At 73.9% G+C, this 20,530-nt stretch carries 17 protein-coding genes; 12 read left to right on the top strand and 5 right to left on the bottom strand.

What is annotated here, in order from left to right:
• Positions 1-22: 22 nt before the first annotated feature.
• Positions 23-1,414, bottom strand: a complete 1,392-nt coding sequence (locus ACF9IK_RS03010; RefSeq protein WP_395292669.1) for an MFS transporter — start codon at positions 1,412-1,414, stop codon at positions 23-25.
• 216 nt (positions 1,415-1,630) lie between these two features.
• On the opposite strand from ACF9IK_RS03010, the gene ACF9IK_RS03015 reads away from it, so the two are divergent.
• The 12 genes from ACF9IK_RS03015 to ACF9IK_RS03070 all read left to right on the top strand — a co-directional run bounded on the left by ACF9IK_RS03015 (position 1,631) and on the right by ACF9IK_RS03070 (position 14,099).
• Positions 1,631-3,313 carry a 2-isopropylmalate synthase gene (locus ACF9IK_RS03015; protein ID WP_395292670.1) on the top strand — a complete coding sequence of 561 codons (1,683 nt, stop codon included), beginning with the start codon at positions 1,631-1,633 and terminating at the stop codon, positions 3,311-3,313.
• Between the two features lie 53 nt (positions 3,314-3,366).
• Positions 3,367-3,813, top strand: coding sequence for a MaoC family dehydratase (locus ACF9IK_RS03020; RefSeq protein ID WP_395298458.1), 447 nt, complete (start codon positions 3,367-3,369; stop codon positions 3,811-3,813).
• The gene (locus ACF9IK_RS03025; RefSeq protein WP_395292671.1) at positions 3,810-4,772 is read left to right on the top strand and encodes an isopenicillin N synthase family dioxygenase; all 963 of its coding nucleotides are present in this window, start codon (positions 3,810-3,812) and stop codon (positions 4,770-4,772) included. The genes ACF9IK_RS03020 and ACF9IK_RS03025 overlap by 4 nt, the downstream gene beginning before the upstream one ends.
• Positions 4,769-5,608 (top strand): HpcH/HpaI aldolase/citrate lyase family protein, encoded by an 840-nt coding sequence (locus tag ACF9IK_RS03030; protein ID WP_395292672.1) that lies wholly within the window; start codon positions 4,769-4,771, stop codon positions 5,606-5,608. The genes ACF9IK_RS03025 and ACF9IK_RS03030 overlap by 4 nt, the downstream gene beginning before the upstream one ends.
• 173 nt (positions 5,609-5,781) lie before the next feature.
• Positions 5,782-6,684, top strand: coding sequence for a hypothetical protein (locus ACF9IK_RS03035; RefSeq protein ID WP_395292673.1), 903 nt, complete (start codon positions 5,782-5,784; stop codon positions 6,682-6,684).
• A complete protein-coding gene (locus ACF9IK_RS03040) occupies positions 6,684-7,601 on the top strand; it encodes an alpha/beta hydrolase (RefSeq protein ID WP_395292674.1) in 918 nt (305 codons plus the stop codon). Before ACF9IK_RS03035 ends, ACF9IK_RS03040 begins: the two co-directional genes overlap by 1 nt.
• Positions 7,598-8,851 carry an aminotransferase class I/II-fold pyridoxal phosphate-dependent enzyme gene (locus tag ACF9IK_RS03045; RefSeq protein WP_395292675.1) on the top strand — a complete coding sequence of 418 codons (1,254 nt, stop codon included), beginning with the start codon at positions 7,598-7,600 and terminating at the stop codon, positions 8,849-8,851. The genes ACF9IK_RS03040 and ACF9IK_RS03045 overlap by 4 nt, the downstream gene beginning before the upstream one ends.
• The gene (locus tag ACF9IK_RS03050) at positions 8,848-9,744 is read left to right on the top strand and encodes an ornithine cyclodeaminase family protein (RefSeq protein WP_395292676.1); all 897 of its coding nucleotides are present in this window, start codon (positions 8,848-8,850) and stop codon (positions 9,742-9,744) included. Before ACF9IK_RS03045 ends, ACF9IK_RS03050 begins: the two co-directional genes overlap by 4 nt.
• 86 nt (positions 9,745-9,830) lie before the next feature.
• On the top strand, positions 9,831-10,058 hold the full coding sequence (locus ACF9IK_RS03055; protein WP_395292677.1) for a hypothetical protein: 228 nt from the start codon (positions 9,831-9,833) through the stop codon (positions 10,056-10,058).
• Positions 10,051-11,520, top strand: a complete 1,470-nt coding sequence (locus ACF9IK_RS03060) for an amidase (protein ID WP_395292678.1) — start codon at positions 10,051-10,053, stop codon at positions 11,518-11,520. The genes ACF9IK_RS03055 and ACF9IK_RS03060 overlap by 8 nt, the downstream gene beginning before the upstream one ends.
• Positions 11,517-12,737 carry an MDR family MFS transporter gene (locus tag ACF9IK_RS03065; protein WP_395292679.1) on the top strand — a complete coding sequence of 407 codons (1,221 nt, stop codon included), beginning with the start codon at positions 11,517-11,519 and terminating at the stop codon, positions 12,735-12,737. The genes ACF9IK_RS03060 and ACF9IK_RS03065 overlap by 4 nt, the downstream gene beginning before the upstream one ends.
• A gap of 3 nt (positions 12,738-12,740) precedes the next feature.
• The gene (locus ACF9IK_RS03070; RefSeq protein WP_395292680.1) at positions 12,741-14,099 is read left to right on the top strand and encodes a hypothetical protein; all 1,359 of its coding nucleotides are present in this window, start codon (positions 12,741-12,743) and stop codon (positions 14,097-14,099) included.
• 113 nt (positions 14,100-14,212) lie between these two features.
• Here the strand turns inward: ACF9IK_RS03070 and ACF9IK_RS03075 are convergent, their stop codons facing one another.
• The 4 genes from ACF9IK_RS03075 to ACF9IK_RS03090 form a co-directional block, all read right to left on the bottom strand.
• Complete coding sequence (locus ACF9IK_RS03075; protein ID WP_395292681.1) at positions 14,213-16,921, bottom strand: helix-turn-helix transcriptional regulator; 2,709 nt, start codon at positions 16,919-16,921, stop codon at positions 14,213-14,215.
• Entirely contained in the window at positions 16,918-18,336 is a 1,419-nt protein-coding gene (locus tag ACF9IK_RS03080; protein WP_395292682.1) for an aminopeptidase P family protein, read from the bottom strand. The genes ACF9IK_RS03075 and ACF9IK_RS03080 overlap by 4 nt, the downstream gene beginning before the upstream one ends.
• A gap of 75 nt (positions 18,337-18,411) precedes the next feature.
• Positions 18,412-18,795: a trypco2 family protein gene (locus ACF9IK_RS03085; RefSeq protein WP_395292683.1), complete on the bottom strand. Its 384-nt coding sequence runs from the start codon at positions 18,793-18,795 to the stop codon at positions 18,412-18,414.
• 122 nt (positions 18,796-18,917) lie between these two features.
• A complete protein-coding gene (locus tag ACF9IK_RS03090; RefSeq protein WP_395292684.1) occupies positions 18,918-20,504 on the bottom strand; it encodes a hypothetical protein in 1,587 nt (528 codons plus the stop codon).
• Positions 20,505-20,530: the final 26 nt, after the last annotated feature.

Here is a 20,530-nt window from a genome sequence, read left to right on the forward strand (position 1 = left end):
CCGGGGCCCGCCGCCCGGGGCCTCAGGCTGCGTCGGCGGGCAGTCGGCGGGCCCCGAGGCCGACGGCGAGCGCCAGCAGCAGGTAGATCAGGACGGCCGCCACCGCCGGGGCGGCGATGCCGTTCCCGGACTGCAGGCCACCGAGGAGGGCGACGCCGATCGTGGTGCCCGACGAGCGGCCCGCGGACATCAGCCCGCTGGCGATCGCCGAGCGGTGCTCGGGGGCGGTCGCCATGACCAGGGTGATCTGGGGAACCGTCGCCAGGCCGAAGCCGAGGCCGATGAAGGCGAGCCCGGCCCCGGTGCCGATCGGGGCGTCGCTGCCGACGAGGACCAGCAGGACTCCGCCGACCAGGGTCAGCAGGACGGCGATGCCGAGCACCCGCGGGGCGCCGAGGCGGGCGTGGATCCGCCCGGCCACCAGGGGCATCAGGGTGATCGGCAGGGCGGAGGGCAGGAAGCACAGCCCGGTGGTCACCGGGTCGTACCCGCGCACCTGCTGGAGAAACATGCTGATCGAGAAGACCAGCCCGTAGTAGCCGGCGAAGAGCAGCAGTCCGGCCGCGACGAAGTTGCGGAAGCCGGGGGCCCGGAACAGGTCGCCCGGGATCATCGGGTGGGCGCAGCTGCGCTGGCGGGCCACGAAGGCGGCGAGCGCGAGGGTCGCGGTCACCGCCGCCGCGACGGGCAGCGGCCTGCTCCAGCCGAGCTCCCGGCCCTCGGTGAGCGCCACCGCGATGCCTCCGAGGACGACGGCGGCCAGCAGCTGACCGGGCACGTCCTGGGGCTCCTTGCGCACGCTCGCTCCGCCCCCGGGCATGTGACGGGCCGACAGCCAGAGGATCGCCAGTACGACCGGCACGTTGACCAGGAAGATGCTGCGCCACCCGACCGCCGCGACCAGGACGCCCCCGAGGATCGGGCCGAAGGCGACCGGGCTGCCGCCGACCATGGCCCAGACCGAGACGGCCTTGGCCCGGTCGTCCGGGTCGCGGTAGGTGTCGGTGAGCATCACCAGGGTGGCGGGCGTCAACAGGATCCCGCCGAGGCCCTGCAGCGCCCGGGCGGCGACGAGGGCGGCGCCGCCGGGCGCGAGGCCGCAGAGCACGGACGTCACCCCGAACACGGCGACGCCCGCCCGGAAGACCGGCACCGCCCCGAACCGCCCGACCAGCGCCGCGCCGGCCAGCACCAGGCTCGCCATGACGACCGCGTACGCGTCGACGACCAGCTGCATCGTCGACAGCCCCGCTCCGAGGCCGGCCCGGATCTCCGGGATCGCCACGTTCACGATGCTGATGTCGATGACGACCATGGCGGTGGCCAGGCTCGCCGCGGTGAGGACCCGGCGGGGTCTCGGGGGTGCATCGCCCAGGGCCGGCACGTCGTTGTCGAGTCTGGTCGGGTTGGCCATGCGGCTGCCATTTCCGGTGAGGCGGTGAATTCCTGCGGAGTGGTGCCGGGAAATCCTAGCCGGGCCCGATGGGGCGTCAACCGGGTTGCCTGCCGGACTGGTCGGGATGCGCCGGATAGGTCCGATTCCAGGGTTCGGTCTAGAAGATCCCCGGCTTCCCCGCCGCAGCTGACGCTCCGTAGTGTCGGACCGTCGAGAACAGCGAGAGGAGGCAGCATGGGGGCACCCCGAACGGATTCACCACTGCCTTTCCCGGAGCGGACCACCGGAATTGCACAACAGCCGTCGTCGATGCCGTTCCGGCGCTATGCGCGGAGCGAACCAACTTCCACTGCAGGCTGGTTGAGGCGATGGCCGGACCAGGAGCCGAAGCGCGCGCCGGTGTGGGCGTCGGTCGACCTCCGGGACGGAAACCAGGCCCTGGCGGAACCGATGGACCCGCACCGGAAGCGGCGGATGTTCGATCTGCTGGTGGCGACCGGATTCAAGGACGTCGAAATCGGATATCCGGCGGCCAGCACCGACGACTTCGATTTCGTCCGGGAGCTGGTGAGCAAGGACGGAATTCCGGACGACGTCACCGTGTCGGTATTCACGCCGGCCCGGCCGGAACTCATCGAACGGACCTTTGAGGCGATTCAGGGAGCCGACCGCGCGACGGTCCACCTGTGCCACGCGACGGCCTGCCTCTGGCGCGAGGTGGTGTTCGGCATGTCGCGGGACGAGGTCCGGCGGATGGCCCTCGAAGGGGCGCAGCAGCTGGTGCGGCTGGCCGAGCGGGCCGGCGGCACGGACGTCCGGTTCGAGTACTCGCCGGAGACCTTCAACCTGACCGAGCCGGAGTTCGCACTGGAGATCGCGAACCTGGTCACCGCGACCGTCGGGGCCACTCCCGACCGGCCGCTGGTGCTGAACCTGCCCACCACGGTGGAGACCCACTCCCCCAACGTCTTCGCCGACCAGGTCGAGTGGATGCACCGCAACCTGGACCAGCGCGACGCGATCGTCCTGTCGGTGCACCCGCACAACGACCGCGGCACCGCCGTCGCCTCGGCCGAGCTGGCGTTGCTGGCCGGCGCCGACCGGGTCGAGGGCACTCTCTTCGGCAACGGCGAACGCACCGGCAACGTCTGCCTGGTGACGCTCGCGCTGAACCTGTTCAGCCAGGGCGTCGACCCGCAGCTGGAGCTCTCCGACATCGACGCCGTCCGCGAGGTCGTCGAGGACTGCAACCGCCTGCCGGTGCACCCCCGGCACCCCTACGCCGGCGACCTGGTGTACACCGCCTTCTCCGGCACCCACCAGGACGCCATCGCCAAGGGGCTGGCCGCGCTCGCGGACCGGGCCGACCGCGAGGGCCGCGACGTCGCGGAGCTCGCCTGGCAGGTCCCGTACCTGCCGATCGACCCGAAGGACGTCGGTCGCGACTACCGGGCGATCATCCGGGTGAACAGCCAGTCCGGCAAGGGCGGCATCGCCTACGTGCTGAAGGCCGGTTGGGGCGTCGACCTGCCCGTTGAGCTGCGCCGGGACTTCGCCTCCGTGGTCCAGGGCGCCGCCGACGCCCTCGGGCGCGAGCTGGAGCCGGCCGAGCTCTGGCAGCTGCTCCGGGACACCTACTGTCTGGACGACTCGCCGGCCCCGGCGGACGCCGCCGACGAGCACGAGGCGGTCGCGCGGCAGTCCGCGGCGCACGGAGTCGCGTTCGCCCGGGTCGTGGCCGCCGGCACGGCGGCCGCGGCCGGCGAGCCGGCGGTCTGCTTCACCGCGCTGGAGACCGACGGGCGGACGGTCTGGGGAATCGGCCTGGCCGCCACCGCCGCCGGCGCGGCGCACCGTTCGGCCCGCTCGGCCCTGCGCCGGGCCGGCCTCGACGAGGAAGTACGGGAAGCACAGTGAAGGGCAACTCCTACCTCTCCGTCGCCCCCGGCGTGTACCGGGAGGACGACGGCATGCTCTACGAGGACTTCGTCCCCGGCGAGGTCGTCGAGCACCGGCCCGGCCGGACCATCACCATGAACGACAACACGTGGAGCTCACTGCTCTGCCTCAACCAGCACCCGCTGCACATCGACGCGGTCTACGCCGAACAGACCCGGTTCAAGCGGATCCTGGTGTCCAGCCTGGTCACCTTCGGGATCGTCAACGGCATGACGGTGTCGAGCATCAGCGCCAAGTGCGTCGCCAATCTCGGCTGGGACAAGGTGCGGATGACCGCGCCGGTCTTCGTCGGCGACACCCTCTACGCGACGACCCGGATCCTCACCAAGCGCGAGTCGGCCACGCGGCCCGGCGAGGGGATCGTGACCGTCCACACCACCGGCCTCAACCAGGACGGTGCGTCAGTGATCGAATTCGAGCGGACGATTCTCGTCCCCCGGCAGGAGGCGGACCGATGATCCCGGTCATCACCCTGGAACCCGGACCCGCCGAGGCGGACCACGCCGGCGCCGAACGCAGGATCGCCGACGAGATCTCCGACGCGTGCCGCAACACCGGCTTCTTCGTCGTCCGCGGGCACGGCATCGCCCGCGAGGTCTTCGACGACGCCTACCGCACGTCGCTGGACTTCTTCGCGCGCCCGCTGGACGCCAAGCGCGAGCTGGCGATGCGCACCAGCAGCGCACGCGGCGACAACGACTACAGCCCGTACGGCTACAGCGCGCTGCTCTCCGAGAACGCGTACGCCTACACCGGCCGGCCGGGCATGCCCTCGGACTACGTCGAGAAGTTCAGCGCCGGGCGGCTGATCCTCGACGACACCGAGGACCTGCCGTTCCCCGCCGACGAGCAGGGCGCGCAGCTGCGCACGGCGCTGAAAGGGTACTTCGCGGCCTGTGAGAGCGTCGCCGGCCGGATCGCCGAACTGCTGGCCCTCGCCCTGGACCTGCCGCGTGACTTCTTCGCCACCCGCACCGACACCTCCAACGACTCGCTGCGCTCGCACCTCTACCCCGGTGTCGCCCCGGAGTTCCTCAACGACCAGGGCATGGGGCAGCACACCGACGGCACGCTGATCACGCTGCTCACCCAGGACGGGCCGGGCCTGCAGCTCCGGGACCGCGCCGGCCACTGGCTGGACGTGCAGGTGCCGGACCGGGAGAGCTTCATCGTCAACATCGGCGACCTGATGGCCCGTTGGTCGAACGACGAGTACGTCTCCACCCCGCACCGGGTCCGGCTGGCCGACCGGCGGCGGCAGTCCATCGTCTTCTTCAAGCTGGCCAACGACGACACGGTCATCGAGTGCTTCCCGAAGTTCACCGCGGACCGCCCGGCCGAGTACGAGCCGATCCGCTACGAGGACTTCTCGCTGGAGAAGATGAACCTGCTGTTCGGACGGGAGGGCGCACGGTGAGGTCGTACGCGAGCCTGCTCTACACGCCGGCGCTGCGTCTGGCGTCGGTGGCCGAACCGGGCCGCATGCACGCGGACATGCTGGTCCTGGACCTGGAGGACTCCACCCACCCGGCCCGCAAGGCCGAGGCCCGGGCGCTGCTGGCCGACGCGGACCTGACCCGGGCCGGGCTGCCGGCCCTGGGCCTGCGGGTGAACAGCATCGCCACTCCGGACGGACTGGAGGACCTGCGGACGCTGCTCGAACTGGACGCCGTGATCGGCGGCGTCCCGATCGACGTCGTCTTCATCCCCAAGATCGCCGGCCCCGGCGACGTGGCGATCTACCGGTCGCTGCTCGGGCTCACCTCGAACGCGCCGCAGATCTGCAGCTTCATCGAGACCGTGGACTCCGTGGAGAACGCCTTCGCCATCGCCGAGGTGAGCGACGGCCTCTGCTTCGGCCAGGCGGACCTGACCGCCGAGATGTACGCCGAGAACGCGGCCTACCTCGACTACGCGCGGGCCCGGCTCTGCGTCGCGGCGGCCCGGCACCGGGTGCCCGCCATCGACACCAACTCCTTCGAGCTGCACGACCTCGACGTGGTCGCGGCGTCCTGCCGGGCGGCCCGGGAGGCCGGGTTCACCGGCAAGGCGGCCATCCACCCCCGGCAGGTGCCCGTGATCGCCGAGGCCTTCACGGTCGGCGCGGACGAACTCGCCGAGTACCGGCGGGTGGTCGCCGACTACGACGCCACGCCGTCCGGCTTCGCGGTGGAGAAGGACCGCGTGCTGGCCCCGCCGTTCGTCCTGCGGGCCCGGCGCATGCTCGCACTCCACGCGCCCGCCGAGGCCTGAGCAGCGGCGCGGCCCGAACAGCGCAGCCCGAACAGCACGGCGCGAGCAGCACCGGCCCGAACACCCGCCGGTGCTGCACCCGCGAGGCCCCGAGCGCGCTCCGGAGCACCGCCGCAGCACCGCCACCGACCACCCCAGCACGCGTACCCTCACCACGAACCGGGGAGCCCCCTGTGAAGACCCTGCCCCAGCACGCCCTCATCGACGTCTCCGCCCACCCGACCGAACTGGTCGACGGCCGCCTGCAGGCCGTCGGCGACGCGCTGGTCTCCGAACTGGTCCGCCTGGTCACCCGGGGCCAGGGCGTCGCCGTCTGCCACGGCGTCGCCAGGACGCTGGAGCACCACGGCCTGGACGTCCACGACGAGCAGCACGCCGCGGTGGGCCGCGACTACCTGGAGTCGCTGTTCCGTGCCTTCGGCGAGCGGATCGACGTCGCGCCGTTCAGCCCCGTCGCCATGGACTACGACCGCATCGCCGGCATGGACGTCGACGGCTACAACAAGAACACCTCCTTCACCCCGAACGGCGACCACACCGCCGAGCGCGAGTTCCTCACCACCAAGTGCGTGCACTTCGACTCCGCCACGCCGTTCGTCGGGAACATCTACGGCCCCAACACCAACATCCGGGGCGGCGTCCCGGTTGTCTGCGACACCCGCGCCTACTGCAAGGACACGGGCGTGGCCCCGGGTGACCTGGTCGAGCTGATGCCGCACAGCTACAACGTCGCGGTCCGCGAGGAGCACGCCGGGCCGGTCCTGGCCGGCTACGCCAGCGCGCTGGACGTCGACCTCTCCGCCGACCTGGCGATGGTCGTCCTGCTCAACGAGGTGGACGGCGGCCTCGCGCACGCCGGCTCCGAGCCCCGCCCGGTCGACCCGGCGCTGCCGTCCCGTCGCCCGATCCGGCACCTGGAGTACCAGTTCGCCGAAGGCGTCGAGCTGGCCAAGTGGTTCACCCACTACGGCCTGGACGTCCCCGCGCCCATCATGGAGGCCCCGGACGACGCCTCGCGCGAGCGCTACCACCGCGGCATCGCCCCGGTCGGCACCGAGGACGGGGCCGCCGGGTGATGAGCACCACCGACACCGGCGTGCCGGCCATGTCCGCCCGCGACACCGCCGAGCTCGACGAGCTCCTGGCACTGCTCGCCGCGGACGACTGGCCCGACGACATCGCCGAGGCCCGGCTGTTCTACGACGCCTGGGGCACACCGATCGCGGACGACGTCACCGTCGAACCGCGCGACGGCGGCCACCTGCTGACCCCGCCGAACGCGGAGGGCACCCGCACCGGGCTCTACTTCCACGGCGGCGGCTACGTCTACGGCTCGCTGCGCAGCCACGGCGCCATGGTGGCCGAGATCGCCCGGGCGGCCCGCTGCCGGATGTTCTTCGTGGACTACCGGCGGGCCCCCGAGCACCCCTTCCCCGCCGCGCTCGACGACGCGGTGGCCGCCTACCGGAGCCTGCTGGCCGACGGGACCGCCGCCGAGGACATCGTCCTCGCCGGGGACTCGGCGGGCGGCGGCCTGGTGCTCACCACGCTGCTCCGGCTCCGGGACGAGGGCCTGCCGCTGCCGGCCGCCGCGGCGTGCATCTCGCCGTGGACCGACCTGACCGGCAGCGGGGAGACCCACCGCACCCTGGCGGACCGGGACCCGATGATCAGCCAGCACGTCGTGGCGCTGGTCACCGCGTCCTACCTGGCCGGCACCGCACCGACCACCCCCTACGTGTCCCCGCTGTTCGGGGAGCTCGCCGGCCTGCCTCCGGTGCTCGTGCAGGTGGGCAGCCGCGAGGTCATGCTCAGCGACGCCGAGCGGTTCGTCGCCGCTCTGCGGGAGGCGGGCTGCACCGGCGAACTGGAGGTCTGGCCCGGCATGGTCCACGTCTGGCACCTGCACCACACCCGGCTGGACAAGGCCCGCCAGGCCGTGGCCCGGCTCGGCGACTGGCTGCGCACCCGGAGCGGGGGTGCGACGCGATGACCGGTCCGGTCGGGCCCGTCGGGCCCGTCGAGTCCATCACCGGTCCGCACCGGTACCGGAACAACCAGAAGATGGTGCCCGCCAGCGAGGCCGCCTGGGGCCTCGCCCGGAAGCACGGCATGCTCGGCCTGGTGGTCGAGGCCGTCGAGGGCCAGAACCGGCTGCGCGAGGTGCGCGGCGGGCACGAGTTCGCCAACCTGTCGTCCTGCTCGTACCTGGGCCTCAACAGCCACCCGACGGTGGTCGAGGCGGGGCGCGCCGCCCTCGCGGAGGAGCGGATCACCGGCCTGTCCATGGGCGAGTTCCGGATCCGGCTGGGGATCATGGAACGGCTGGAGGAGGAGCTCTCCGAGCACTTCGGCGCGCACGTGCTGCCGTCGGTGTCCTGCGGGGTGCTGAGTGCGGCGATCCTGCCGCTGCTGGCATCGGGGCACCTGACCGACGGCGAGCCGCTGGTCGTGGTCTTCGACCGGTTCGCGCACTTCTCGATGAACTTCCTCAAGCCGGTTCTCGCCGACGAGACGCTGGTGCTCACCTGTCCGCACAACGACATGGCGTACCTGGAGGAGGTCTGCCGGAAGTACCCGCGGGTGGCCTACGTCTGCGAGGGCGTCTACTCGGTCGGCGGGCAGGCGGACCTGGCGGGCATCAAGGCCCTCCAGGAGCGCTACGGCATGTTCGTCTACCTCGACGACTCGCACGCGCTGTCGGCGGTCGGCGAGCGGGGCGTCGGCTTCGCCCGCACGGTCTTCGACGAGCTCGGCTCCCGGACCATCGTGGTCGCCTCGATCGCCAAGGCCTTCGGCAGCACCGGAGGGATCGCCATGACCGGGGACCGGGGAGTGTTCGACTTCCTCTACCGGTCGGGGCCGCTGGCCTGGTCGCAGGGGCTGCGCACGGCCGCCATCGGCACCACCCTGGGCGCCCTGGAGGTCCACCGCGGCCCCGAGCTCGGCGAGCGCCAGGCGCAACTGGCCCGGAACATCGAGCTGTTCGACGAACGGCTGCGCGGGCACGACCTGCGCGGCACCGGGTCGCACATCAAGTTCGTGGTCACCGGCGACAACGACCGGGCGGTGCGGCTGTCGAACGAACTCTACGAGCGCGGCTACTACTGCTCGGCCATGTTCTTCCCGATCGTCGCCCGGGGCCAGTCCGGCGTCCGGATGATGCTGCGCGGCGACATGCCGACCGAGCTCACCGAGCGGTTCGCCGCGGACCTGCTGGACGTCCTGGCAGGGCTCGGATGACCCTCCCCCGCCCGGGGCCGCCGGAGCACTCGGCCGACGACGTCCGAGCCGTTGCCGCCCTGATGCGCAGCGGCCTGCGCAGCGGCGCCGTACGGCGGATGGCCGTGCCGCTGCGCCTGACCGTCGAGGACGGGCAGGGTGCCAGGTTCCTGGCGATGCCCGCCGTCTCGGCCGACTTCGGGCTCTACGTCTCCAAGACGGCGACCATCACCGCCGGGCCCGGGCCGACCGTCACCGCGGTCGTCCCGGTCTTCGCCACCACCGGGGAGCTGCTGGAGGTGCTGGACGGCGCGGCCGTCACCAACCTCAAGTGCGCGGGCGTCACGGCCCTGGTCACCGACCGCTGCGCGGCGCCGCACAGCTCGGAGCTCGGGATCGTCGGGTCCGGGGTTCAGGCCTGGCAGCAGTACCTCGGCGTCTCGGCGGTGCGGGAGATCACCCGGGTCCGGGTCCACTCGCGCACCGCCGCCGGGGCCGAGGCGCTGTGCGCGCGGATCAACGCCCTCGGCCGGGCCCGGGCGGTGGCCTGCGCCTCGGCCGAGGAGGCCACCGCGGGCGCGGACGTCGTCTCCACGGCGACGACGTCCGCGCTCCCGCTGCCGATCGCCGCCGACCTGCCGGACCACGTGCACATCAACTGCATGGGCGCGCACACCACGGAGTCCCGCGAGGTGTCGCACGCCCTGCTGGCCGCCGTCACGGTCGTGGTGGAGGACGTGGGCATCGCCGTCGCCGAGGCCGGCGCGGTCCACCGCACGGCGCTCGACCTGGAGGCGCTGGAGACCGGCGGGCACACCGGGCTCGAAGCCCGGCCGACCGTCTTCAGCTCCACCGGCCACGGCTCGCTGGACCTCATCACCTGCGCCCACCTGGTGGGGCGCACGCACCGCTGAACGTCGGTACGTGCGGGCGTGCGCACAGCCGCACCCGCACACCCGCACACCCGCACACCCGAACGTCATCGAAGGGAAGACCGCACGTGGCACACGCCGGCAAGGACCCGGACACCGGGGCGAACGGCCCCGAGCCGTCCGAGGCCGAGACCGCGGACCGGGAGTTCGCCGCCGCCCTGGCCCGCCTCGGCATCGAGATGCCGCCGGACCTGGCGCCCGGCGTCCTGGCCGGCTACCGCCCGATGCGGGCGATGGCGGCCCTGCTGCGCGGGCTGGACGGCACGGACGGCCCGCTGGGGGGACGCCATGTCTGACCCCACCCCCGCCATCGTCTCCGCGGCCACCCCCGCTGCCGCCGCGCCCGGCGCACCCGCCGAGCTCTCCGTCGCGGAGGCCGGGGCGCTGCTGCGCGCCGGGCGGCTCACCGCGGTGGAACTGGCCGTTCACGCGCTGGAGCTGGTCGAGGCCCACGACGCGTCCCTGCGCTCCTTCGTGCTGGTCACCCCGGAGCGGGCACTGGAGCGCGCGCGGCAGGCCGACCGGGAGCTTCGCGAAGGCACCGACCGCGGGCCGCTGCACGGCATCCCGTACGCGCTGAAGGACATCTTCGCCGCCGAGGGCCTGCCCACCACCAACCAGTCCCGGCTGACCCTCGACGACGTCGCCACCGCCGACAGCGCGGTGGAGGAGCGGCTGCGGGCCGGCGGCGGCGTCCTGCTGGGCAAGCTGACCACCTACGAGTTCGCGATGGGCGGCCCCAGCCCGGACCTGCCCTTCCCGCCGGCACGCAATCCGTGGAACACGGAGCACATCCCCAGCGGCTCCTCCTCCGGGGCCGGCGTCGCGGTGGCCGCCGGCTTCCTCCGCGTCGCCTTCGGTTCCGACACCGCCGGCTCGATGCGCGGCCCGGCCTTCCACTGCGGGACGGTCGGCCTGAAGCCGACGTACGGGCTGGTCTCCGGGCACGGCGCCACCCCGCTGTCGCCCACCATGGACCACTTCGGTCCGCTGGGATGGACGGTGGCCGACACCGCGGCCGCGCTCCAGGCCGTCGCCGGACCGGACCCGCGCGACCCGCGCACCCGTGACGCGCCGACGCCGGACTACCTGGCCGGCCTGACCGGGGACGTGCGCGGGCTGCGGGTGGCGTACTCGACCGCCTGGTACGCGGCCGACCCGGCGACCCTGCCGGAGATCACCCGCGGGATCGAGCGCGCCCTCACCCACCTGGAGGGGCTCGGCGCGATCGTCGAGGAGTGCGAGCTGCCACCGTACGAGCTGTTCAACGCCTGCGGCCGGATCGTGATGGCGGCGGAGGGGTTCGCGACCCACGAGAAGAACCTGCGCGAGGCACCCCGGGAGTTCGGCCGCTTCACCTACCAGAAGCTGCTGCCCGGGGCCGGCATCGGCGCCGAGGACCTGCGGCGCGCGCTGGACGCCCGGCTCCGGCTCGCCGCGGCGCTCGACCGTCAGGTCTTCTCCGGCCACGACGTGCTGGTCACCGCCTGCGGGCAGACCACCGCGGCCCGGTTCGACGACTTCCCGCGCCACTGGCCGCCGCCCCGGCTCGCCAACGACATGCAGACCATCCCGTTCGCGCTCACCGGGCACCCCGCCATGTCGCTGCCGCTCGGCTTCGCCGGCAACGGCCTGCCGATCGGCGTGCAGCTGGTCGGCCCCCGCTTCGGCGAGGCGGGCCTGTTCCGGGCCGCGATCCCGCTGGAGGCCGAGTTCGGCCGGCGCGGGGTGCGCCCCGCGCTGACGGGACCGGCGTGAACGAGCCTCACCGCCCCCCGCTCCCCGGGGGCTTCTGGTGGCTGTGGACCTCGACGCTGGTGAACCGGGTCGGCCTCTTCGTGATGCCGTTCCTGTCCCTCTACCTCACCGTGGAGCACGGGTACTCCGCCACCGCGGCGGGCCTGATGGTGTCCCTGTACGGCTTCGGCGGGATCCTCGGATCGCTGTCCGGCGGCGCCCTCGCCGACCGATGGGGGCGGCGGCCGACCATGCTCACCGGCCAACTGGGCGCCGCGGTCTGCACACTGGGCCTCGGCCTGGCCGACCGGCTCGACCTGATCGCGCTCTGGGCCGCCGCGCTGGGCGTCACCCTGAAGATGTCCCAGCCGGCGGTCGGGGCGATGCTCGCCGACCTCGTCCCGCCGGAGTCCCGGCCGCGGGCCTACGCGCTCAACTACTGGGCCCTCAACCTGGGCTTCTCCGTCTCGGCGCTCTCCGCGGGCACGCTCGCCGCGTTCGGCTACCTGACGCTCTACCTGGTGGACGCCGCCACCACGCTGCTCTGCGCGGTACTCGTCTTCCTCCGCCTCCCCGAGACCAGGCCCGTCGCGCCGGCTGCGGTCCGCTCGCAGGATCCCCGCCCGTCAACGGCCGAGGTGCTGCGCGACCGCCGGTTCATGTGCCTGGTCGGGCTCAACCTGCTGGTGGTCGCGGTGTTCAGCCAGCGGCACGTGGCACTGCCGCTCTCCACCGCCGAGTCGGGCCTCTCCCCCGCGCAGTACGGCCTGGTGGCCGCGGTCAACGGCGTCATGATCGTCACGCTCCAGCTCGCCCTGACCCGGTTCACCCAGCACCGGCCGGCCGGCCGGGTGCTGGCCGTGGGGGCCTCGCTGGTCGGGCTCAGCGCGGCCCTCAACGCCGGCTCCGACACCGTGCTGCTCTACTCCGTCGCCGCCGCCGTCTACACGCTGGGCGAGATCGTCTACGTGCCGACCAGCGAGGCCCAGGTTCCGGCGATGGCACCGGCGTCGGCCCGCGGCCGGTACGAGGGCGTGATGGCCCTGACCTGGTCCGTCGGCGGCTTCCTCGCCCCGCTCACCAGCGGCCTGCTGATCGACGCCTACGGCACCGGCGCCCTCTGGCTGGGCTGCGCCGTCGTCGGCGCGCTCGCCGCCCTCGGCTACACCGCGCTGCTGCGCCCGCGAACGCTCCCCGTCGACGCCCCGCCGTCGACACGACCCCTCCCCCAGGAGTAGTGAATGGACCTCACCACGACGGCGCCGCAGCCGGCCGCCTCGACCACCGCCACCACCGCCACCACCGCGGCGACCGCGACCGACCCGCAGCTGCTGCTCACCGCGCTCGACCACCAGTTCCGCGGCTTCCGCACCTTCTGGTTCGACCGCATCTCGCCCGCCGGCCCGCTCGCCCTGCCGGCCACGCGCGGCGCCGAGCTCGAGCGGGCCTCCGTCCGGCTGGCCGGCCTGCTGCGCCGGGCCGCGTCGGGACTGGGCGCGGACTGCCTGGCCCGGCACCGGGCCCTGGGCCTCGACGAGCGGCTGACCGGGTTCTACGCGGACGAGGAGTTCGAGCAGACCTACGCCACCGCAATCGGCCGACCGGACGTCGTGCTCACGGAATCCGGCTGGAAGTTCATCGAGTTCAACTTCTGCTCGGCCACCGGCGGGCAGGTCTTCACCCACCTGCTGAACGACCTCTGGCGCCAGCTGCTGCCCGGCCGGGCCGCGGACTCCCTCGTCCTCGCCGACCCGATGGCCGCGCGCAACGACCTGCTCCGCGGCGTCCTCGCGGAGTACGGTCTGGAGCCGCGCCTGGCTCTGGTCGGCTACCTGCCCGACGTCTTCGTCACGGACCGCCGGTACTACGAGATCGAGATCGACGCGCTGCGCAAGGGCGGGATCGGCGCGGAGTACTTCGACACCGACGAGTTCACCGACGCCCTCGCCACCCGTGCGGGCGAGTTCCCGCTGGTGCTGGAGCGGGTGGTGCCGCAGGAGTGGCTCGACGCCGGACGGGACCTCGCCCCGCTGCTCACCATCAGGAAGTGCGGGGCCACCGTGCTGACGCCGCAGAGCTCCTACCAGGCGGCGAACAAGCAGCTCTTCGCCGCGCTGTCCGCCGGGCTGGACTGGATGACCGACGACGACCGGGAGTTCGTCGCCGGCTACCTCCCCTGGTCGCGGACCGTCCGGGAGGAGACGGTCGAGTTCGAGGGCGAGTCCTGGAAGCTGACCGACCTGCTGGTGCGCCGGCGGGAGGAGTTCGTGCTGAAGCGCTCCGACGGGGACCAGAACGCCGACGTGCACCTCGGCTTCCGGACCGGCGCGGCCGAGTGGGAGGCGGTCATCGCCAAGGCCCGGGAGGCCGGCACCTGGATCGTCCAGCAGGCCGTCCACAGTGCCGACCTCGCCGTGACCGTGCTCGACACCGGCAGCCGCGAGTACCGACCGCTGTCGACGAAGGCGGTGTTCGGCCCGCTCGTCATCGGCGGCCGGACGGCCGGCTGCCCGGTCCGTTACGAGGTCCCGGCACCGCTGGGCTCCGAACCGGGGACGCCGGGTTCGAGCATCCTGGGCACCGCGGCCTGGGCCGCGTGACCGGGTGGCGGCCCCGGGACCGGTGACCGCACGGTCACCGGTCCCGGCCGGTCCGGCCGGTCCGGCCAGCACGGCCAGCACGGCCAGCACGGCCGGCTGCCCGCGCCACCGGGTCAGCGGTCCGGCCGGCGCTCGTCCCTGCGGGCGAGCGCCACCAGCTGGACCCGGGAACGCACCCCGAGCTTGCGGTAGATCCGGGTCAGCACCGCCTCCACCGTCTTGACGCTGACGTACCGGGCGGCCGCGATGTCGCGGTTGCCGTACCCGTCCGCGACCAGCTCCGCGATCCGCTTCTCCGCGTCCGTCAGACCGGCGAGCCAGGACGGCGCCCCGGCCCGCTCCGACCGGGCCGCACCCCAGAGCGGTGCACCCGCCGCCCGGAACACCACCTCGGCCGCCGCCTGCAACTCCCTCGCCCGGGCCGGGCGCCGGCGCCGGCGCTCCACCGCCGAGTGGGCCAGCAGCACCCGGCCGCGCTCCAGCGGATACCCCAGGTGGTCGAAGGTGTCGAGGGCCCGGAGCAGCAGTTCCTCGGCCGGCCCGAACTGACCGTCCGCCGTCCGGCAGAGCGCCTCGGCACGGTCCAGCGAGGCCAGCACGCCGCGCCGCCCCAGCTCCTCGGCCCGGCGCCGGGCACCGGCCACCTGCCGCGCCCCGGCGTCCGGATCGCCCGCGGCGACCAGGGCCTCGGCGAGGTCGGCGTCGTAGCGGATCACCGCCGGATCGGCGATCGCCAGCTCCCGGGCGAGGTCGCGCACCCTGAGCAGGTCCGCCAGGGCGCCCACGGTGTCCCGCAGCAGCAGCCGGGTCAGGCCGGACAGGTGCAGGCAGTGCGCGGCGACCAGCACGTCGGACTCCTCCTCCGACGCCGCCAGGCCCAGTTCCGCGTACGCGAGCGCCCGCTCCAGTTCCCCGCCCGCCAGCTCGCCGGTCGCCGCGGCGTACCAGGGCGGTCCGGGCGAGGCGCCCAGCGTGCGGGCCAGGTCGAGCAACCGGCCGGCCTCCTCGCGGGCGGCCCGGCCCTCGCCCCTGGCCGCGTGGACCTGGACGGAACCGTCGAGCAGCCAGAGCAGGTCGGCGGGGCCGCCGCCGGCGACCAGCGGCCGGAGCTCGTCGAGCAGCCGGCCGGCCTCGGCCGGCCGGTCGTCCAGCAGGGCGAAGCAGGCGGCGGCCCGCCGCGGGTCCGCGGTGACCCGCGGGGCTGCGCCCGCCGCGCCCGGTGCCAGGGCCAGGCGCAGCGTGGCGGTGTGCTCCACCGCACCGCGGCCCTGCTCGATCCGGGCGGTCAGCGTCATGGCGGCGGCGCGGGCGGCCGGGTCGCCGGCCCGCTCCGCCCACTCCACGGCGCTGCGGGCGTGCGCCATGGCCTCGGCGCAGAAGCCCCGCTTCAGGTGGGCGCTCCAGGCCAGCCGCAGGCGCGCCGCCGAGACCAGCGCGGGCTCGTCAGCGGCGCCGGCGTCCACCAGGGCCTGGGCCGCGACGCCCTCCAGCAGGGCGGCGCCCCGCCCGGCGGCGTCGATGACGGCGATCCGCGCCCGGGCCCGTGCGGCGGGCCCGGCCCTGGTCCGGCCGATCCGTTCCAGCGCGGTCCAGGCGAGGTCGAACCGCCCGGCCGCCTCGGCGTCCCTGGCGGCGGCGACCAGCAGGGCGGGCCGGGCATCGCCGGCCCGCTCGCCGGCCAGCAGGCCGAGCTCCGCGGCGCGTACCCGGTCGCCGCGCTCCCGGGCGCCCGCGGCGGCCCCGGCCAGCGCCTCCACCAGGGCGGGCGGGATCTCGGCCGCCGCCCACGAGGACGCCTCGTGCCAGGCCCGGTCGGCGGGTCCGGCCGAGGCACCGGCCAGCACGTGGTGGGCGCGGCGCACCGCCTCGTCGCCGGCCTCCGCGACCACACCTTCCCGCACCACCGGTGCCGGGAAGGCCACCGCGCCGTCGACCACCCGGACCAGCCCGGCGGCCTCGGCGGCCGCCAGGGCCGCGTCCGCGGGCGGCCCGGCGGCGCGGCGGACGGTGGCCACCGACGGGTCGGCGGCCAGGGCCGCCAGCAGCAGCACCCGCCGCGCCGGTTCGGCCAGGTCCGCCAGCCAGGCACGGACCGCCTTGCGGGCGAACGGCGCCAGCGGCCGGGTGTCCAGCGCCGTGGCGGGCGTGCCGGCCCGGGCGAGCCCGGCGGCGATGTCCGAGACCAGCCGCGGGTTGCCGCCGGTGGCGGTGTGGATGCGGCCGGCGGTCCGCAGCGGGACGCCCAGGGACCGCGCGACGGCCGCCGACTCCTCCGGGCCGAGCGTGGGGATCCCGATCTCCACCGCCCCGCCGCCGAGGACGTCGTGCGGCGAGGGGCCGTCCGGCCGCAGCGCCGCCAGCAGGGAGACACTGCCGCGGATCCGCCGGGCGGCGAACCCGAAGACGTCCAGGCTGGCCGGCCCCCACCAGTGCACCTCGTCGGCGGCCAGCAGCGGCCGGGCCCGGCGTCCCCAGGTCTGGAGGCAGGAGAGCACCGTGACGCGCAGCGTGGTGGTGTCGGGTTCGGGCCCGGTGACGCGCCGCAGCACCCAGTCGATCGCCCCGCGTTGATGGTCCGACAGCTCGCCGGACACCTCGGCCGGGCAGGCGGTGAACAGGTCGACCAGGGGCGCGTACGCGACGTCGGCGTCGGCGGGTGCCGAGCTGAGCCGCACCACCGGGTCCCCGGCCGCCTGCCACTGCGTGCAGACGGCGTCCAGCACCGCGGACTTGCCGAACCCGGTCGGTCCGACCACCGCCACCGCGCCGCCCTGCCGCAGCTCCCCGCAGACCTGCTCCACCAAGGGGCGGCGCTCGGTCATCGCAGCGACGCCATCCAGGCCTCGACCTCGTCCGCCTGCCGCGGCAGACCGGACGACAGACAGACCGCGCCGTCGGCGGTGATGAGGAAGTCGTCCTCGATCCGCATGCCGATGCCGCGCAGTTCCTCGGGGACCGTCAGGTCGTCCGGCTGGAAGTAGAGGCCGGGCTCGACGGTGAGGACGTGGCCGGGCTCCAGCACGCCACCCAGGTACGTCTCCTGACGGGCGCTCGCGCAGTCGTGGCAGTCGAGGCCGAGCATGTGGCCCGAGCCGCAGACGGTGTACCGGCCGGACAGCGCGGAGTGCGGCGCGAGGGGCGGCTCGCCGCCCGGCCGCAGACCCCAGCCGTCGAGCCCCTCGGCGATGACCGCGGCCGCGGCGTCGTGGAAGTCGCCGAAACGGGCGCCGGGCTTGAGCGCGGCGATGCCCGCCGACTGGGCGGCGAAGACCAGGTCGTACACCTTGCGTTGGACGTCGGTGAAGCGACCGCTGACGGGCAGCACCCGGGTGATGTCGCCGGTGTAGAAGGAGTCGGCCTCGACGCCGGCGTCCAGGAGCAGGATGTCGCCGTCGCGGACCGGGCCGTCGTTGTGCATCCAGTGCAGGACGCACGAGTGCGCGCCGGCACCCACGATGGTCTCGAAGCCCAGGCCGTACCCGTCCATCCGGGCCCGGCGGTTGAAGGTTCCCTCGATCCAGCGCTCGCCGCGGGCCACACGGGTGGCGTGGCGCAGCTCGCCGACGACGTCGTGGAAGCCGGCGACCGTGGAGCCCACGGCCGTGCGCAGCTGCTCGATCTCCCACTCGTCCTTGACCAGGCGCGATTCGGAGAGGTAGGTGCGGAGTTCGGCCTCGGCCACGTCGTCGCGCGGCACCAGGGCGTCGACCAGTGCGTCCTCGCCGCGCAGCACCCGGGTCGGGACGTGGCCGCCGAGGGCGCGTTCGAGGTCGTCGCGGGCGGCGGCCTCGATGCCGAACGCGTCGGCGGTCTCCGACAGGGTCCGGCGCCGTCCGACCCAGAACTCGCCGTGCTGCCGGTCGCGGTAGAACTCCGCACTGTTCGGCCCGCCGTCGCGCGGCGACCGCGGCCGGGTGAACAGGGTGACGTCGTGGCCGGTCCCGGTGGGCTCGAAGAGCAGGACGCTGTCCGGGACGGCCGAGGTGCCGAGCTCGGCGGTGAGGTGGATGTACGCCGAGTGCGGCCGGAACTGGTAGTCGAAGTCGTTGCTCCGTGCCTTGATCCCGCCCGACGGCACGACGATCCGCTCCCCGGGGAAGCGTTCGGACAGCGCCGCGCGCCGCTTGGCCGCGTACGCCGCGCCGGGCACCGGCGGCAGCTTCAGTCCGGTGTCCGCCCACCCCTGCTGGAAGCACGCGGCCAACGCGTCCGGCACCGCGCGGTCGTGGCTCTGCACACCACGCGACCCACCCTGTCGTTCCACCGTAAGCCTCCGATCCTGTTTGGTCTGCTCACCGGGGAAGCTACCATTTCACATGTGACACATCCATAGCGAGGAAGCGATCAGCGGAGCTTTCGTTCCAGGTGAGGCGTCCGGGGCGAGCAGAACGGGGCAGACCGAGTCCGGTTCGCCCGGCGCCGTGGTTACCGACGCTGCAACACGAGACGGTGAGCCGGACGGACTGTCCGGCCCACCGTCGCGGCAGGGTTCCTGCTCCTTGTCCTTGCCCGGGACCGGGCCGTTGTCCGTCCCGGGCGGCTCCAGCCGGACCGTCACCTTGTGGGTCGACTTCTCACCCTTCTCGGCCCTGCCGCCCAGGCTGACGACGCTGAAGAGCAGCCCGGCGTCGGCGCCCCTGGTGCGCGTGAGCTCCATACCGAGTTCCGGCGCGATCTCGCCCAGGCCGAACACCACGCCGCCCTGGCCGCGCAGCGCCGGTCCTCGTCGGGGGTGTTACCCGCAGCTGTGTCCTTTTCCTTCTGTTCGCTCCGTCTGGTCCCGGCAGTGCGGGACGTCCTGTGGCTCCAGGAGGGCCGTCAGCCGGTCGCGCAGCTCCGCCGCCGCCGGACCACCACCACCTCCTCGGTGACGGCGATGGCCTCTGGCAACCTGCCGGCCCGGCCCAGGTGGCCCCCGAACAGACCGAGGGTGTCGACCAGCGCCGGCCCGTGCCGGACGGGTTCGAGCTCTGCCAGGCGGCGGCGCGCCGCCACGACCGCCTCGATGGCCGCCAGACCCTCCGTCGGCCGCCGGGCGAGCATGAGCAGCAGGCTGGCCGTGGTGAGGGCGGTCGCCGACTCGGGCAGGTCTGCGCTGGGCCCCAGCAGCTCGACGGCCTCCAGCGCGAACGGCACGCTCTCCTCAAGCCGTTCCAGCTCGTACAGACACGTGCCCAGGTGCACCAGGTAGCGACCGAGATCGGCCCGGAACGCCTCCAGTCCGGCCATTGCCAACTCGCGGCCGAGGCCGACGACTTCCTCGACCAGGGGAAGCGCCTCCTCCGACCGTTCCTGTGCGCGGAGTTGGGCGGAGAGGTTGTTCAGGGTCCTGGCCAGGTCGGGACGAGAGGGCACGCGGCGCAGGACGGCATCGGCCCGGTCGTGGTCGTCCGCTCCCAGCAGCGTCGCGGCCGCCAGCGCGTCCTTGAAGGCCAGGTACTCGGGTTCCTCCTCACCCTGCCTCAGCGTGAGGCGCCAGTACTGGGACTCGTGAACGAGCAGTCGCGTCTCGACGTCGTCGGGGTCGGCGGACGCCGAGCCCGTGGTGTCCGCCATGCCCTGGTCCAGCAGGTCGGCCAGGGCGGTCATGTGCAGGGTCAGGACATTGTCGAAGCCGACCCTGCCGAGGTCCGGGAGGGGCAGTCCGGCGGCCAGCTCTCGCCAGTCCGGGCCGGCACACCCGCGTACCTGCGGCAGGTACCGGGCGAACGCTTCCGCGGCCTGGCGGTACAACGCCGTCCGCTCGGCCTCGTCCGCCGCCAGGGGCGGCAGCTCCACCACTGGTGCGCGACGCAGGAGGTCCGCGGCGGCACCACCGGCGGTGCGGGCGTGCTTCCACCAGTGTCCGGCCGTCCGGGCGATGAGGACCAGCTTGAACGGCACCTGCCGTTCCCGGACCGTCCCGAGCAGCAGCGCCAGCTGGTCCACCCTGGTCTCGGCGTAGTCGAGCACCACCAGCAGGGGGCCTGTCGTCTCCCGCAGCCTCTTCAGCGACGACTCGTCCGTCGGGATGGTGGGCCGCAGCCAGACCACCGTCCAGGGCGGCCGGTCCAGGTCGCCGTCCTGCTTCGGCTCTTCCGTCAGGCGCCGGCTCAGCTCACGGACGAGACGGGTCTTCCCCTGCCCCCCGGGGCCGTGCAGGAGCCAGGCGCCGAAGCCGTCCTGGCGGCACCAGGCGACCAGCTCGTCCAGCAGCGGTCCGCGGCCGTGGAAGCCGACGACCTGCCGCTCGGCCTGGAGCAGCGCGGTCGGCGAACCGTTCGGACCGGCGAGGCGCCGTCCAGCTTCATCACGTACCGGTTGCCGACCACCCCGCTCCCCGGGTTGATCCAGCCCGCCTCCTGCTTGCCCTCGACGAAGTCGGAACTCTCCTGGGCCGCCGCCGGAACTCCCCAGGTCTGGCACTCCTGCCGGGGCAGGGTCGTCACCAG

The sequence above is a fragment of the Kitasatospora hibisci genome, assembly GCF_043950205.1.
Taxonomy (GTDB): domain Bacteria; phylum Actinomycetota; class Actinomycetes; order Streptomycetales; family Streptomycetaceae; genus Kitasatospora; species Kitasatospora hibisci.

Coding starts and splice junctions, on each gene's coding strand:
- ACF9IK_RS03020 (WP_395298458.1), top strand. CDS start 3,367: ATGCTCTACGAGGACTTCGTCCCCGGCGAGGTCGTCGAGCACCGGCCC.
- ACF9IK_RS03015 (WP_395292670.1), top strand. CDS start 1,631: ATGGGGGCACCCCGAACGGATTCACCACTGCCTTTCCCGGAGCGGACC.
- ACF9IK_RS03010 (WP_395292669.1), bottom strand. CDS start 1,414: ATGGCCAACCCGACCAGACTCGACAACGACGTGCCGGCCCTGGGCGAT.
- ACF9IK_RS03045 (WP_395292675.1), top strand. CDS start 7,598: ATGACCGGTCCGGTCGGGCCCGTCGGGCCCGTCGAGTCCATCACCGGT.
- ACF9IK_RS03070 (WP_395292680.1), top strand. CDS start 12,741: ATGGACCTCACCACGACGGCGCCGCAGCCGGCCGCCTCGACCACCGCC.
- ACF9IK_RS03050 (WP_395292676.1), top strand. CDS start 8,848: ATGACCCTCCCCCGCCCGGGGCCGCCGGAGCACTCGGCCGACGACGTC.
- ACF9IK_RS03040 (WP_395292674.1), top strand. CDS start 6,684: ATGAGCACCACCGACACCGGCGTGCCGGCCATGTCCGCCCGCGACACC.
- ACF9IK_RS03075 (WP_395292681.1), bottom strand. CDS start 16,921: ATGACCGAGCGCCGCCCCTTGGTGGAGCAGGTCTGCGGGGAGCTGCGG.
- ACF9IK_RS03025 (WP_395292671.1), top strand. CDS start 3,810: ATGATCCCGGTCATCACCCTGGAACCCGGACCCGCCGAGGCGGACCAC.
- ACF9IK_RS03060 (WP_395292678.1), top strand. CDS start 10,051: ATGTCTGACCCCACCCCCGCCATCGTCTCCGCGGCCACCCCCGCTGCC.